This window comes from Micrococcus sp. MS-ASIII-49 (genome assembly GCF_000946635.1).
Taxonomy (GTDB): domain Bacteria; phylum Actinomycetota; class Actinomycetes; order Actinomycetales; family Micrococcaceae; genus Micrococcus; species Micrococcus luteus.
This window is the reverse complement of the sequence record NZ_JXSP01000036.1, coordinates 17167-30444: the sequence shown is the minus strand read 5'-3', so window position 1 is coordinate 30444 and position 13278 is coordinate 17167. Positions and strand designations below refer to the sequence as shown.

The 13278-nt window shown below is 73.6% G+C and carries 12 protein-coding genes; 5 read left to right on the top strand and 7 right to left on the bottom strand.

From position 1 onward, the window contains the following. Positions 1 to 38: 38 nt before the first annotated feature. The 4 genes from SJ20_RS02775 to SJ20_RS02760 all read right to left on the bottom strand — a co-directional run bounded on the left by SJ20_RS02775 (position 39) and on the right by SJ20_RS02760 (position 3824). Positions 39 to 521, bottom strand: a complete 483-nt coding sequence (locus tag SJ20_RS02775; protein ID WP_044658875.1) for a GntR family transcriptional regulator — start codon at positions 519 to 521, stop codon at positions 39 to 41. Beyond that, positions 493 to 678, bottom strand: coding sequence for a methionine/alanine import family NSS transporter small subunit (locus tag SJ20_RS02770; RefSeq protein WP_044658874.1), 186 nt, complete (start codon positions 676 to 678; stop codon positions 493 to 495). The genes SJ20_RS02775 and SJ20_RS02770 overlap by 29 nt, the downstream gene beginning before the upstream one ends. 3 nt (positions 679 to 681) lie before the next feature. Beyond that, entirely contained in the window at positions 682 to 2325 is a 1644-nt protein-coding gene (locus tag SJ20_RS02765; RefSeq protein WP_044658873.1) for a sodium-dependent transporter, read from the bottom strand. Positions 2326 to 2444: 119 nt separating this feature from the next. Continuing rightward, positions 2445 to 3824, bottom strand: a complete 1380-nt coding sequence (locus tag SJ20_RS02760; RefSeq protein ID WP_044658872.1) for a MarP family serine protease — start codon at positions 3822 to 3824, stop codon at positions 2445 to 2447. Between the two features lie 174 nt (positions 3825 to 3998). On the opposite strand from SJ20_RS02760, the gene SJ20_RS02755 reads away from it, so the two are divergent. Beyond that, positions 3999 to 4676, top strand: coding sequence for a Crp/Fnr family transcriptional regulator (locus SJ20_RS02755; RefSeq protein WP_002854021.1), 678 nt, complete (start codon positions 3999 to 4001; stop codon positions 4674 to 4676). Between the two features lie 35 nt (positions 4677 to 4711). Here SJ20_RS02755 and SJ20_RS02750 read toward each other — a convergent pair whose 3' ends face one another. From SJ20_RS02750 to SJ20_RS11850, 3 genes are read right to left on the bottom strand one after another with little or no spacing between them, the layout of a single operon-like run. Beyond that, positions 4712 to 5614, bottom strand: a complete 903-nt coding sequence (locus SJ20_RS02750; protein WP_044658871.1) for a hypothetical protein — start codon at positions 5612 to 5614, stop codon at positions 4712 to 4714. Next, entirely contained in the window at positions 5604 to 6104 is a 501-nt protein-coding gene (locus tag SJ20_RS02745; RefSeq protein WP_020628330.1) for a RidA family protein, read from the bottom strand. Before SJ20_RS02745 ends, SJ20_RS02750 begins: the two co-directional genes overlap by 11 nt. Then, positions 6101 to 6268, bottom strand: a complete 168-nt coding sequence (locus SJ20_RS11850; RefSeq protein WP_010080276.1) for a DUF4177 domain-containing protein — start codon at positions 6266 to 6268, stop codon at positions 6101 to 6103. Before SJ20_RS11850 ends, SJ20_RS02745 begins: the two co-directional genes overlap by 4 nt. A gap of 68 nt (positions 6269 to 6336) precedes the next feature. On the opposite strand from SJ20_RS11850, the gene SJ20_RS02740 reads away from it, so the two are divergent. Genes SJ20_RS02740 through SJ20_RS02725 form a run of 4 tightly spaced genes read left to right on the top strand, consistent with a single transcriptional unit; the run spans position 6337 to position 13236 of the window. Continuing rightward, positions 6337 to 8520 (top strand): transglycosylase domain-containing protein, encoded by a 2184-nt coding sequence (locus SJ20_RS02740; RefSeq protein WP_044658870.1) that lies wholly within the window; start codon positions 6337 to 6339, stop codon positions 8518 to 8520. A 5-nt stretch (positions 8521 to 8525) separates the two neighbouring features. Next, positions 8526 to 9494: a metallophosphoesterase gene (locus SJ20_RS02735; protein WP_044658869.1), complete on the top strand. Its 969-nt coding sequence runs from the start codon at positions 8526 to 8528 to the stop codon at positions 9492 to 9494. A gap of 41 nt (positions 9495 to 9535) precedes the next feature. Beyond that, the gene (locus SJ20_RS02730; RefSeq protein ID WP_036314269.1) at positions 9536 to 11374 is read left to right on the top strand and encodes an ABC transporter ATP-binding protein; all 1839 of its coding nucleotides are present in this window, start codon (positions 9536 to 9538) and stop codon (positions 11372 to 11374) included. Then, complete coding sequence (locus tag SJ20_RS02725; protein WP_044658868.1) at positions 11371 to 13236, top strand: ABC transporter ATP-binding protein; 1866 nt, start codon at positions 11371 to 11373, stop codon at positions 13234 to 13236. Before SJ20_RS02730 ends, SJ20_RS02725 begins: the two co-directional genes overlap by 4 nt. The last annotated feature ends 42 nt before the right edge of the window (positions 13237 to 13278 follow it).

The following is a 13278-nucleotide window of genomic DNA, read 5'->3' as shown; positions in this document are numbered from 1 at the left end:
TGCGGTCCGGGGCGGCGTCGTCGGTGGGCGGGCCCGGCTCAGGCGCGGGCGGCTGCGTCCCGGCGGACCAGCTCCACGGCCTCGTCGGGCGTGTAGCCGAGGCGCTCGAGCAGGGTGTCGAGACAGCGGCGCACCGCCTGGTGCGCGGCGTCCGCGCGGGCGTCGGCCGAGGCGGCCACGAACGTGCCCGCGCGCCCCCGGGTGCGGATGGTGCCGTGCGCCTCGAGCTCCTTGTAGGCCCGGGCCACGGTGCCCGGTGCCACGCCGAGCTCGGCGGCGAGCGCGCGCACGGGCGGCAGTCGGTCCCCGCGGGCGAGGGATCCGGAGGTGACGCCGGCCAGGACCGCGTCCACGATCTGCCGGTAGGGCGGGGTCGGCAGGCTCCCGTCCACCGCCACGACCGGCAGGGAGGTGGAGACCACGCCCGCGGCCCCGCCGGCGACCGGGGCTGCGGACGGGGCCGCCGCGGACGGACCGGTGGCCCTCATCGTCTCACCGGTGCTGCGCGTCGAGAAGGCCATCCTCGCGCTCCCACACGGCGGGGGCCAGGTCGTCCTCGATGGCGAGGTCGCCCGAGGAGTCGTCCGGGTGGCGGAGCAGGTGGATGGCGGAGACCGCGAGGCCGCCCCACACCAGGAGGATGGCCAGGGACATCATGACGATCGCTGCGGTGCTCATCGGTCAGAGCTCCTTCCGGGTGGTGGCCACGGGCACCACCGGCAGGGCGCCGGTGGGGACGGTGCCCTCGGGCACGGCGTTGTGCGGGATGAGGTCGCCGTGGATCTCGCTGTCCAGGTCCTCCGCGTAGAGGTTGGACTTGCGGGACCACGGGATCAGGGAGAGCAGGACGGCCAGGGCGACGGAGCCGAGCGCGATGCCCCAGCCGAAGACGCCGAGGAAGTCGCCCGGGTAGCCCTCATAGCCCTCCGCGATCACCTTCATGATCCAGGAGAGCCAGATGTAGGCGAGCACGATCGGCATGAGCACGCCGATCAGCAGCACGTACCCGCGGCCGACCTTGAAGGAGGAGACGGCGTTGAGGTGCGCCGTGATGCGGCGGGCCGAGCCCAGCGCACCGGTGACCAGGAGCACCGACAGGAGCGCCGCGCCCACGATGCCGAAGTTGTTGGCGAACGCGTCCATGGTGTCGAGCATCTGCAGGCCCGTGGTGGTGGAGAACAGGGCGAGGGAGACCACCCCGGACAGGCCGATCACGACGATCGTGGCCGTCCAGCGGCCCCAGCCGAGCTTGTCCTTCACGGCGGAGATGACGACCTCGAGGATCGAGATCAGCGAGGTGAAGCCGGCGACCACGAGCGAGCCGAAGAACAGCACGCCGATCAGAGCGCCGAGCGGGGCCTGCGAGATCAGGGTGGGGAAGGCGATGAACGCCAGGCCGATGCCGCTGCCGGCCACCTCGGACACGGACACGCCGGAGGCCTGCGCCATGAAGCCCAGGGCGGAGAACACGCCGATGCCGGCCAGGATCTCGAAGCCCGAGTTGGAGAAGCCGACGACCAGGCCGGAGCCGGTGAGGTTCGTGCGGCGGTTGAGGTAGGAGGCGTAGGTGATCATGATGCCGAAGCCGACGGACAGCGAGAAGAAGATCTGACCGTAGGCGGCGATCCAGACGCCCGGGTCCGCGAGCGCGGCCCAGTTCGGCGTGAACAGCGCGTCCAGGCCCTGGGCGGCGCCCGGCAGGGTGAGGGCGATGCCGACGAGGACCAGGAACATCACGATGAGCAGCGGGATGCCGACCATCGAGGCCAGGGCCACGCCCCGGCGCACGCCGAAGCCCATGATGAGCAGCGTGATCACCCAGACGGCGAGCATGGGCCAGAAGACGCCCGAGACGACGTCGAAGGACGGGGACGGGTCGTCGGCGACCTGCAGGTAGTCGCCCATGAGGAAGGTCTCCGGGTCGTCGCCCCACCGCTGGTCCACGGAGAACCAGGTGTACATGATCGCCCAGCCGATGATCGCAGCGTAGTAGATCCCGATGACGACGCAGATGAGCACCTGCCACCAGCCGACGGTCTCGGTCCACCGGGACAGGCGCCGGAACGCCAGCGGCGCGGAGCCGCGGAAGCGGTGGCCGATCGCGTAGTCGAAGAACAGGAGCGGGATGCCCGCGGTGAGCAGCGCGATCAGGTAGGGGATGACGAACGCGCCGCCGCCGTTCTCATAGGCGACGTAGGGGAAGCGCCAGATGTTGCCGAGGCCCACGGCGGAGCCGATGGCCGCCAGGATGAAGGCCCACCGGCCGGCGAACTCCTCCCGGGTGCGCTTCGGCGCCGTGGCGGGCGCGGAGACGGTGCTGGACATGCAGGACCTCCGAGGGTCGGGGAAACTCGAGTGTGACGGATGCCACAATAGTCGACGCGGGCCGTTGCCGGACAGTCCGGTCCGGAATGCGGGCGTCAGGCGCGTGGCGCGGCGCCGGCTCAGCCGCCCGGGACGCAGTCCCCCGAGGGGACCGTGGCCGTCATCCCCGGGGCCGCGGCGACGACGGGGGCGATGGTGTCCGCCGTCAGGGCGTAGCCGACGGCGTCCGAGCCCGGGGCCCGGGCGAACACCAGACCGGCCAGGTTCCCGGCCGTGTCCACCACCGGGCCGCCCGAGTAGCCGTGGCGGATGTCCGCCGCGAGGGTGTAGACGTCCACCATGCTCGCGGCACCGGTCAGGACGTCGCCGAGCGGCACCTCGCCGACGGCCTGCACGGTCGCGGGGGTGGAGGCGAACGGGCCGCCGTCGGGATAGCCCAGGACGGAGGCCGACGCGCCGCCCGTCAGCTCGGCGCCGACCGGCATGACGGGCAGGTTCGCGTCGTCGACCGCCAGGACGGCGAGGTCGTGCGCCGTGTCCAGGTGGACGATCCGCGCCGCGTGCACGCCGCGGGCGCGGTCCGTCACGGTGGGGGCGTCCACGCCGAGGACCACGTGCGCGTTCGTGAGCACGCGGTCCGGGGCCACGGCCACGCCCGAGCCGCTCTGCACCTGGTTGCACTGCGCGGCCGTGCCGGTCAGCCGGACGACGGCGGCCGACGCCGAGGAGGCGGCGGGAGTCGAGGGGGCGGCCGTCGACGTCGACGAGGCGGGGGCGGTCGTCGTGGCCGACGGCGCGGCGGCCGTGGACGACGACGCCGCGGCGGCGTCGTCGGGCTCCTCGGGGGTCGCCGAGGCGGACGGGGCGGACGTCGCGGTGTCGGACGGGGAGGAGGCGGCCGAGGGCAGACCCGGCGTCGCGGCCGGGGCCGGGGCGGCGCGGACGCCGTCGTCGGACTCCGGGACGGGGGCGGGCAGCTCGAGCTCCGGCAGCACGTCCAGGTCGGCGACGGCGGAGCGCGAGCGGGCGGCCCAGGCCAGGAGCGAGTCGGGCATCACGGTGTCCAGCGCCGTGATCACCTGCGAGCGGTTCACCTCACGGGTGACCGCGGTGGAGCCGGAGGCCGCGATGGAGAACGCCACGAGCCAGAGGACGAGGGCGCCCGCGAGACCGGCGGCGAGCGCGCCGAGCAGGCGGTCGACGAGTCGCAGGGCCGGCAGGTTCACGCGCAGCCGGATCGCCTCGCCGATGGCGGCGCCCACGTACTGGCCCGCCGCCACGAGCAGGACGAGGGTGGCGATCAGCGCGGCCCACCGCCACTGCGGCGCGGTGACGAACTCCGCCACCTCCGGCAGGGCGTAGAACGCGATCGCGGCACCGCCGACCAGGCCGACGAGGTTGCCCAGCACCACCCACAGGCCGCGACGGTGGCCCTGGACCAGGAGCATCGCCAGCGCGACGATGAGCAGGACGTCCAGCCACGTCAGACCCAGCGGCATGGGCGACCTCCTTCGGATGCGACGGCACCGGCCACGCACGGGGACCGCCCGCGCGCCCGGTGGAGGATCCAGGGTATCGGCCCGCACGGGGGTATGGGGCACAATGGACGCCAGTGAACCGGGCGGCTCCTCCGCCGCGGTGTGAGGAACTGCCCACAGAGAGGACACGCACACATGGATCTCGAGGTTCTGCGGAAGGCTCCGCTGTTCACCAACCTGGACGACGAGGTGTTCGCCATCCTCACCTCGGAGCTGACCGAGGTGGAGCTCTCCCGCGGCGCGTCCGCGTTCCACGAGGGCGACCAGGGCGATCAGCTGTACGTGATCATGTCCGGCAAGATCAAGCTCGGCCGCACCGCTTCGGACGGCCGCGAGAACCTCGTGGCCGTGCTCGGCCCCGGCGAGATCTTCGGCGAGATGGCCCTGTTCAACCCCGCCCCGCGCAACGCCACCGCCACCGCGGTGTCCGCCACGCGCCTGGCCGGTCTGCGCCATGAGAACCTGCGCCGCGCCATCGCCTCGTCGCCGGATGTGTCGGTCCAGCTGCTCCAGGCCCTGGCCCAGCGCCTGTCCAAGACCAACGAGTCCCTGGCGGACCTGGTGTTCTCGGACGTGCCGGGCCGCGTGGCCAAGGCGCTCCTGGACCTCGCGGACCGCTTCGGCCGGCCGGCCGCGGACGGCCTGCTGGTGGCGCACGACCTCACGCAGGAGGAGCTCGCCCAGCTGGTGGGCGCGTCCCGCGAGACCGTGAACAAGGCCCTGGCCGAGTTCGTCCAGCGCGGCTGGATCCGCCTGGAGAACCGCGCCGTGGTCATCCTGGACCTGCAGCGTCTGCGTCAGCGTTCGCGCTGACGCCCCCCGCCCTGCCGTGGAGCGGGCCACCCCGGTCAGTCCCGGGTGGCCCGCTCCACGCGCATCCGGGGGGTGCCGTCGTCGCCGGCCTCGGTGACCAGATGGTATTCCGGCACGGGACCACGCCGGACACAGGGCGTGACGGAGAGCAGGAAGGCGGCGGCCGTCCGGTGCGCCGCGACCCGACGCACGATCACCTGCGTCAGCGGGGTCGCCACCTGGTCGAAGGGTGCCGTGCCCTCCGCCCCGGCGGGTCCGGGCAGCCGCAGCGGGCCGGCGAGCGCGCGACGCGCGGGCACCCACGCCTGAAGTTCGGGACCGGGTTCCTCGGATGCCGGCGCGGACTGCAGCGGTGGGGTCATCGTGGCGAACACGGCCGTGTCGAAGCGTCGGTGGACGTGGGGCGCGGATCGCCAGCGCATGACGGGGCGCAGCAGGTCGGCGCGCACCCCGAGGCCACGCGCGGCCAGCAGATGGGGCAGACTCTCCGAGCCCTCCTCGAGGGAGCTGCGGCCCCCGCCCCAGGTCTCGATGCGCGCCGTGGACACGACGTCCGTGTCGGAGCGACCGGCGAGGAGCACTCCGGCCTCGTCGTGGAGCTCACGGACGGCGGCCACCACGTGCTGCCGCGCACGCCGCCGGTCCGTGGTCCCGAACGTGCGGGCCCACTGGGAGGGCTCGGGCCCGTACCACGGGCAGGAGTCGGCGTCGGACTCGATGAGCGCGCCGCCGGGCAGACCCACGCGGCCGAGCGGGGTGCGTCCCGCGCGGTGACGGAGGAAGACCTCCGGGCCGTCGTCGCCGTCCCGCACGAGCACGACGGACGACCCGGGCCGGGCGGGGCGGACCTGGCGGAAGCGCCGGTCCAGCCACTGGCGGGTGAGGTCCTCCTCCTGCCCCGGGACCGGCAGCAGCAGGCCGGCCGGGTCAGCGGACACGGACGGTGATCTCCACCTCGACGGGAGCGTCCATGGGCAGCACGGCCACGCCGACGGCGGAGCGCGCGTGGCGGCCGGCCTCGCCGAAGATCTCGGCCAGCACGTCCGAGGCGCCGTTCACCACGCCGGGCTGACCGGTGAACGCGGGGTCGGAGGCCACGAAGCCGACGACCTTGACGACCTGGGCGACCCGGTCCAGGTCGCCCACCAGCTCGTGCACCGCGGCCACCGCGTTCACGGCGCATGCCCGCGCGAGCTCCTGGGCGCGTTCGGGGGTGACCTCCGCGCCCACCTTGCCGGTGGCGGGCAGGGCGCCGGCCACGAAGGGGAGCTGGCCGGAGGTCAGCACGAGGTCGCCGTCCCGCAGCGCCGGGACGTAGGAGCCGACCGGCGCCGCGACGGCGGGTCGGTCGATGCCGAGCTCCGCGAGGCGGGCCGCGACGGCGCCGTCGCCCCAGGTGGGGGCCGAGGACTGCTCCGTCACGTTCACGCCGCCTTCGGACGCTTGAGGTAGGCCACGGGGTTGTTCCCCTCGGGGCCCGGGATCACCGTGACGAGCTCCCAGCCGTCCTCGCCCCACTGGTCGAGGATCTGCTTGGTCGCGTGGATGAGGAGGGGGATCGTGGCGTACTCCCACTGCGTCTGCTGAGTCATGGGACCCACCCTAGCCACCGGCGCGGACCCCGGAAGAGGTCCCAGGTGCCCGCGCTACACTCGCGCCCATGGCCTCCCGCACGACCCGCTTCCCCGCGCCCTCGAGCGCCCTCGGCCGCCTCCTCGCCTTCGTGGGCCTCTCGGCGGTGGCCGGCCTGCTCGTGGCGGCCCTCCTGCTGCCCGTCGCGGGCCTGGCCGGTGTCGCCGCCGCGTCGGGCCGGGAGATGCTGGACGAGCTGCCGGACGAGCTGCCCACGGAGCCGGTCTCCGTGCCGTCGCGCATCCTCTCGGAGGACGGTGAGGAGATCGCCGTCTTCTACGAGGAGAACCGCACCCCGGTCCCGCTGGACGAGATCTCGGAGCACATGCAGCACGCGATCGTGGCCATCGAGGACGAGCGCTTCTACGATCACGACGGCGTGGACGCGCGCGGCCTCATCCGCGCTGCCGTGAACAACGCCACCTCCGACTCCACGCAGGGCGCCTCCACCCTCACCCAGCAGTTCGTGAACAACATGCTGGTGAACGTGCAGCAGATCCGCGGCGACTCCCGCCTCACCCTCTCCGGCTCCAAGAACATCGCGGACAAGGTCAAGGAGATCAAGCTCGCCGTCGCCGTCGAGGAGCAGATGTCGAAGGACGAGATCCTCGAGGGCTACCTCAACATCGTGCTGTTCTCCGGCCGCGCCTACGGGGTCGAGGCCGCCTCGCAGTACGTGTTCGGCAAGTCCGCCGCCGACCTGGAGAGCTGGGAGGCCGCCACGCTGGCCGGCATGGTCCAGTCCCCCACCCGGTTCAACCCGGCCCGCAATCCGGAGGAGGCCACGGAGCGGCGCAACCTCGTGCTGAACGCGATGAAGGACAACGGCTACCTCTCCCAGGAGGAGTACGACCACGCCGTCGCCCAGCCGATGGAGGTGGTGATGGAGTCCCGCCCCTCGGGCTGCCTCTACGCCAAGTTCGGCGCCTACTTCTGCGACTACGTGGAGCGGCAGATCCTTGCCGACCCCACGTTCGGCCCGGACGTCCAGTCCCGGCAGGCCCTGCTGGACCGCGGCGGACTCACCATCCGCACGACGATCGACTCGACGCTCCAGAAGGAGACCGAGAAGAACCTGCGCGCCTCCGTGCCCAACAACGAGTCGCTGGGCGCCGGCCACGCGCTCACCTCGGTGGAGGCCGGCACCGGCAACATCCGCACCATGGCCCAGAACACCGAGTACGCCATCCAGGACGAGCTCGGCCACACCTCGCTGAACTTCAACGTGGACAAGCAGTGGGGCGGCGGCCAGGGCTTCCAGGCCGGCTCCACGCTCAAGCCCTTCGTGGCCCTGACCTGGCTGCGCAACGGCAACCGCCTGGTCGACTCCGTGGACGCCTCCCGGAACGTCTACCCCACGGGCACGCGCTTCGCGGCCTCGTGCCGCCCGGGCGGCTACACCACGATCGGCGGCACCTGGCAGTTCAAGAACGTGATCCCCGACATGCTGCGGCAGGTGCGCGTGGACGAGGGCCTCTTCTGGTCCGTGAACACCCCGACCGTCGCCACCGCGTACCAGCTGGACCTGTGCGACATCACGAGCCTCACCACCCAGCTGGGCATCACCCGTGCCCTGGACAGCTCCCCGCTGCAGCCGGACGACCCGTCCTTCCTGCTCGGCAAGGACTCGGTGGCCCCGCTCTCCCTGGCCGGCGCGTACGCCGCCATCGCCGCGAACGGCCTGTACTGCGAGCCGCGCGCCATCCTGGAGGTCACGGACACCGCCGGCAACCAGTACGACGTCGCCGACCCGCAGTGCGACCAGGTCATCGACCCGGACCACGTCCGGGAGCTGATGCCGGTCCTGCGCCACATCGGCGGCTTCAACATCGCCGAGGAGGGCGCCGGCTACGAGTTCGGCGGCAAGACGGGCACGAACGACAACGTGTCCTCCACGTGGTTCGTCGGATTCACCAGCAAGCTGGCCACCGCCGTGTGGACCGGCCGCTACAACAACCTGAAGTCCATGACGGGCGAGACCGTCAATGGCGAGGTCCGCAACCCGTTCTACTCGACCTCCATCAACGGCCCGTCCTGGCTCGAGTACAACCAGTTGGCCAAGGAGAAGTTCCCGCCGGGTGAACTGCCCGAGTGGGACGGCCCGCAGTCGGAGGACCCGGGCGAGGCCGGCGAGCACCCGGACGGACGCCAGTTCACCATCGACGACCTGGACCGGGGCGGGCCGCAGCCCCAGGCGGTCCCGGGCTTCTGACCGCGATGCGCCCCGCCGCCTCCCCCGCCCGGCGCATGTTCTGCGCCGCAGCGCCTGCCGCCGCCGGGCTGGCCGCGACGGCGGGCCTCGGCCTGGCCTGGGGCCTCGCCGAGGCCGAGGCCCGGACGGTGCGCACGCACCGACTGGCCGTGCTGCCGGCCGGGTCGGCGCCGCTGCGGGTGCTGCACCTCTCGGACATCCACCTGCTGCCCCGGCACCGGGCCAAGCGGGCGTGGCTGCGCGGATTGGATGCACTCGAGCCGGACCTCGTGGTCAACACGGGTGACAACGTGTCCGCCGCGGCGTCGGTGCCGCTCGTGCTCGACGCGCTCGGGCCGCTGCTGGCGCGGCCCGGCGTGTTCGTGCCCGGCTCCAACGACTACTACGCGCCCAAGGCGGCCAACCCCCTCCGGTACTTCGCGGGCCCCTCGCGCATGGACGCGGACCGGCCCCGGCTTCCCTCCGACGTCCTGTTCGGCGCGTTCCGCGCCGCCGGCTGGGCCGACCTGACGAACCGGGGCGCCGCTCTGGCCGTGCCGACCCGCGCCGGGACCACGCTCGAGGTCCTCGCCGCCGGCACCGACGACCCGCACCTCGGTCTGGACGCCTGGGCCGGCTTCCCCGGCTCCGCGCCCGACGGCGGCGCCGGGCGGCCCGGCGACGACGGGCGGTTCCGGCTGGGCGTCACCCACGCCCCGTACCGCCGCGTGCTGGACGCCATGACCGCCGACGGCGCCGACCTGCTGCTCGCGGGCCACACCCACGGCGGGCAGGTGTGCGTGCCGTTCCTCGGCGCGCTCGTCACCAACTGCGACCTGCCCCGCCGACAGGCCTCCGGGGTCTCGACGTGGATGGCCGCGGGGCGGACCGTCCCCCTCGAGGTGTCGGCCGGCCTGGGGACCGCGCCGTCCGCGCCCGTGCGGTTCGCGTGCCGGCCCGAGGCCGTGGTGCTGGACCTGGTCCCGCGGGGCTGAGCCGCCTGTCCCGTCCGGGGCCGCGGGTACAGTGGAGCCCCGTGACCCGCGCCACCTCTCCCGCCGCCTCGTCCCTGCGTGACGCCCTGGGCGGGATCGCACCGTACCTCGAGGGCGTGCGGGCGCGCTGGGTGCTCGGGCTCGCCTCGGCCACGGCGGCGGGCCTCGTGGCCCTGGCCATCCCGCAGGTCATCCACCTGCTCGTGGACACCGTGTTCACGCAGACTGTGCTCGCCGGGCCCTCCTCCCCCGACTCCCGCGCGGACGTGTGGCGGGCCGCCGGCCTGCTCACCGTGCTCGGCCTCGCCGAGGCCGCGTTCATCGGCCTGCGCCGGTACTTCATCCTCCCGCCGGCCGCCGGGGTGGAGAACCGGGCGCGCATCGCCCTGTTCGAACGGCTCCAGCGCCTGCCGGTGGCGTTCCACGACGCGTGGCCCTCGGGGCAGCTGCTCTCCCGGGCCCAGGGCGACCTCTCGCTGCTGCGGCGGTGGATCGCGTTCGGCTCGGTCATGCTCGTGGTGGACGTGGTGACCATCGCCGTCGGCCTCGTCCTGCTGTTCCTGCTGTCCTGGCAGCTGGCCCTGCTCTACCTCGCCGCGGCCGTGCCGATCATGTGGGCGTCGTTCGGGTTCCGCAACGACTTCCGCGCCGCGTCCCGGCTCTCCCAGGACCAGGCCGGGGACCTCGCCACGTCCGTCGAGGAGTCGGTGCACGGCATCCGCGTCCTCAAGGCGTTCGGCCGCGGCGCGCACGCCCTCGACGGCTTCCGCGGGCGCGCCCGCACGCTGCAGGGCACCGAGGTGCACAAGGCCTCGGTGCTGGCCCGGTTCATCGCGCTCATCGTGGCCCTGCCGGAGACCGTGCTGGGCCTGGGCCTCGCCCTGGGCCTGTGGCTCGTGGCGACCGGGGAGCTGACGGTGGGCGCGCTCGCCGCCTACTTCGCCACCGCGGCCGTGCTGGCCGGGCCGGTCGAGTCGGTGGGCCAGCTGATGGGCATGACGCTCTCGGCCCGCACGGCGATCGACCGCCACGTGGACGTCCTCGCCACGCCCGTGGACATCGCCTCGCCCACCGGGGAGGCCGCCGTCGTGCCCCCGGCCACCGGCGCGCTCGCGTTCCGCGGGGTGCGCTTCCGCTGGCCGGACGCGGACCCGGGGCGCGGGGAGCGCGACCTGCTCGACGGCGTCGACCTCGAGCTGGTGCCCGGCGAGACGATGGCCCTGGTCGGCGCGACCGGCGCCGGCAAGTCGACGCTGCTGCAGCTGGTCCCCCGGCTGCTCGACGTCACGGCGGGCTCCGTCTGCGTGGACGGGGTGGACGTGCGCCGGATGCCGCTCGAGGAGCTGCGCCGGCGGGTGTCCGTGGCATTCGAGGACGCCACGCTGTTCTCCGCGACCATCCGGCAGAACGTGCTGCTCGGCGCCCCGGCGGACGTGCTCGCGGACGGCCTCCACTCCCCCGCGGCGGACGCCCTGCTCGACCTCGCGCTCGAGACCGCGCAGGCGGGCTTCGTGGCGGACCTGGCGGACGGCGTCGAGACCGAGATCGGCGAGGAGGGCCTCAGCCTCTCCGGCGGACAGCGCCAGCGGATCGCCCTCGCCCGCGCGATCGCGGCACGCCCGGACGTGCTCGTGCTGGACGACCCCCTCTCCGCCCTCGACGTGCGCACCGAGGAGGCCGTGACCGCGCGCCTGCGCGAGGTCCTCGACGGGACGACCACCCTGATCGTGGCGCACCGTCCCTCCACCGTGGCCCTCGCGGACCGGGTCGCGGTGCTGGCGGACGGGCGGATCGAGGACGTGGGGACGCACCCCGAACTGCTGGCCCGCAGCGCCGTGTACCGGCACATCATCTCGAGCCGACCGGAGGAGCAGGCATGAGCGCCGCCGACGTGAGCCGCGTGCGCGGCGTGGGGGCCGAAGAGGACCTCGACTACACCCGCGCGGAGCGCCGCCACATCCGGCGCCGGTCCTTCCGGCTGCTCGGCGAGCTCGCGCGGCCGGTCCGGGGGACGCTGCTGATCACCGTGGTCTTCGTACTCGTGTCCAACGCGGCGCGGGCGGCCGGGCCGCTGATCATCGCCTGGGCGATCGACGCGGAGCTGCCGCGCGTCGTCGAGGCCGTGCGGGCCGGCGAGTCCGTCTGGCCCATCCTCGTCCCCGTGGGCGGGGCGTACGTGGCGGCGGCCCTCGTCTCCGGCGGCCTCCTGGGGGCGTACATGTGGCTCACCGCGCGGGCGAGCCAGGCCATGCTGCTGAGCCTGCGGCTGCGCGTGTTCCGGCACACGCAGCGGTTGAGTCTGGGGTTCCACGAGCGGTACACGTCCGGGCGCGTGATCTCGCGGCAGACCTCGGACCTGGAGGCGCTGCGGGAGCTGCTGGACCAGGGCGTGTCCTCGCTCGTGTCCGGGCTGATGTTCATGTCGTTCACCGCGGCGTCCATCCTGCTGCTGGACCCGCCGTCGTTCCTCGTGCTGCTGGGTGCGGCCGTGCCGGTGGCGATCGTGACGCGCTGGTACCAGGTGCGGTCCGAGGAGGCGTACCGGCGGTCGCGGGTGTCCTCGGCGCGGTCGATCGTGCACTTCGTGGAGACCATGACCGGCATCCGCGCGGTCCAGGCCTTCCGGCGGGAACGGGACAACGACGCGCGGTACCGCGACTTGGCCACGGCCTACCGGGACGACATGGTGGCCACGCTCAACCTGTTCGGCATCCTGCAGCCGGTGCTCGTGGCGACGGGCAACCTGACGGTGGCGGCGCTGCTCGTGACCGGGGGCCTGCGCGTCCTCGACGGCGACCTCGAGGTGGGGGTGCTCGTGGCGCTCCTGCTGGCCGGACGGCGCGTGTTCCAGCCCATGGAGATGGTGGCGATGTTCTACTCGTCGCTGCAGTCCGCGACGGCGGCGCTCGAGAAGGTCTCCGGCCTGCTCGAGGAGGAGCCCACCGTGGTGGAGGCCGCCGAGCCCACGCCGCTGCCCGGGGCCGACGCTCCGGGGACGGGCGTGGCGTCCGGGCGGGTGGAGTTCCGGGACGCGGTGTTCAGCTACGGACCGGACCGGGTGGTGCTGCCGGAGTTCGACCTCGTGATCCCGGCCGGGCAGACCGTGGCCGTGGTGGGCCAGACGGGTGCGGGCAAGTCGACGCTGGCCAAGCTCATCGCCCGGTTCTACGACGTCTCTGCCGGCTCGCTGACGCTGGACGGGGTGGAGCTGCGCGAGCTCAGCCAGGCGGATCTGCGGCGCAACGTGGTGATGGTGACCCAGGAGGCGTTCCTGTTCTCCGGGTCGATCGCGGAGAACATCGCCCTCGGCCGGCCCGACGCCACCGAGGCCGAGATCCAGGCGGCCGCCCGGGCGGTGGGGGCGCACGACTTCATCCTGGGGCTGCCCGAGGGCTACGCGACCGACGTCGCCAAGCGCGGCGGGCGGCTGAGCGCGGGACAGCGGCAGCTCGTGTCGTTCGCGCGGGCGTTCCTCGCGGACCCCGCCGTGCTGATCCTGGACGAGGCGACGTCGTCGCTGGACCTGCCGAGCGAGCGACTCGTGCAGGCCGGGCTGGAGCGGCTGTTGGGGAACCGGACGGCCCTGATCATCGCCCACCGGCTCAGCACCGTCGAGACCGCCGACCGGGTGCTCGTGATGCACGACGGCCGGATCGTCGAGGACGGCAGCCCCGCCGAGCTGGTGGCGGCCGACGGGCGGTTCGCGGCGCTGCACCGGGCCTGGGAGGACTCGCTCGCCTGACGGGTGGCGCGCCCGACGCGCTTTCGAACGTGAGAGAGGGCC

Bases quoted from the DNA above. Each gene is read 5' to 3' on its own strand.
- SJ20_RS02740 (WP_044658870.1), top strand. From the start codon at position 6,337: ATGGCCTCCCGCACGACCCGCTTCCCCGCGCCCTCGAGCGCCCTCGGC.
- SJ20_RS02775 (WP_044658875.1), bottom strand. From the start codon at position 521: ATGGCCTTCTCGACGCGCAGCACCGGTGAGACGATGAGGGCCACCGGT.
- SJ20_RS02735 (WP_044658869.1), top strand. From the start codon at position 8,526: ATGCGCCCCGCCGCCTCCCCCGCCCGGCGCATGTTCTGCGCCGCAGCG.
- SJ20_RS02770 (WP_044658874.1), bottom strand. From the start codon at position 678: ATGAGCACCGCAGCGATCGTCATGATGTCCCTGGCCATCCTCCTGGTG.
- SJ20_RS02755 (WP_002854021.1), top strand. From the start codon at position 3,999: ATGGATCTCGAGGTTCTGCGGAAGGCTCCGCTGTTCACCAACCTGGAC.
- SJ20_RS02725 (WP_044658868.1), top strand. From the start codon at position 11,371: ATGAGCGCCGCCGACGTGAGCCGCGTGCGCGGCGTGGGGGCCGAAGAG.
- SJ20_RS02760 (WP_044658872.1), bottom strand. From the start codon at position 3,824: ATGCCGCTGGGTCTGACGTGGCTGGACGTCCTGCTCATCGTCGCGCTG.
- SJ20_RS11850 (WP_010080276.1), bottom strand. From the start codon at position 6,268: ATGACTCAGCAGACGCAGTGGGAGTACGCCACGATCCCCCTCCTCATC.
- SJ20_RS02765 (WP_044658873.1), bottom strand. From the start codon at position 2,325: ATGTCCAGCACCGTCTCCGCGCCCGCCACGGCGCCGAAGCGCACCCGG.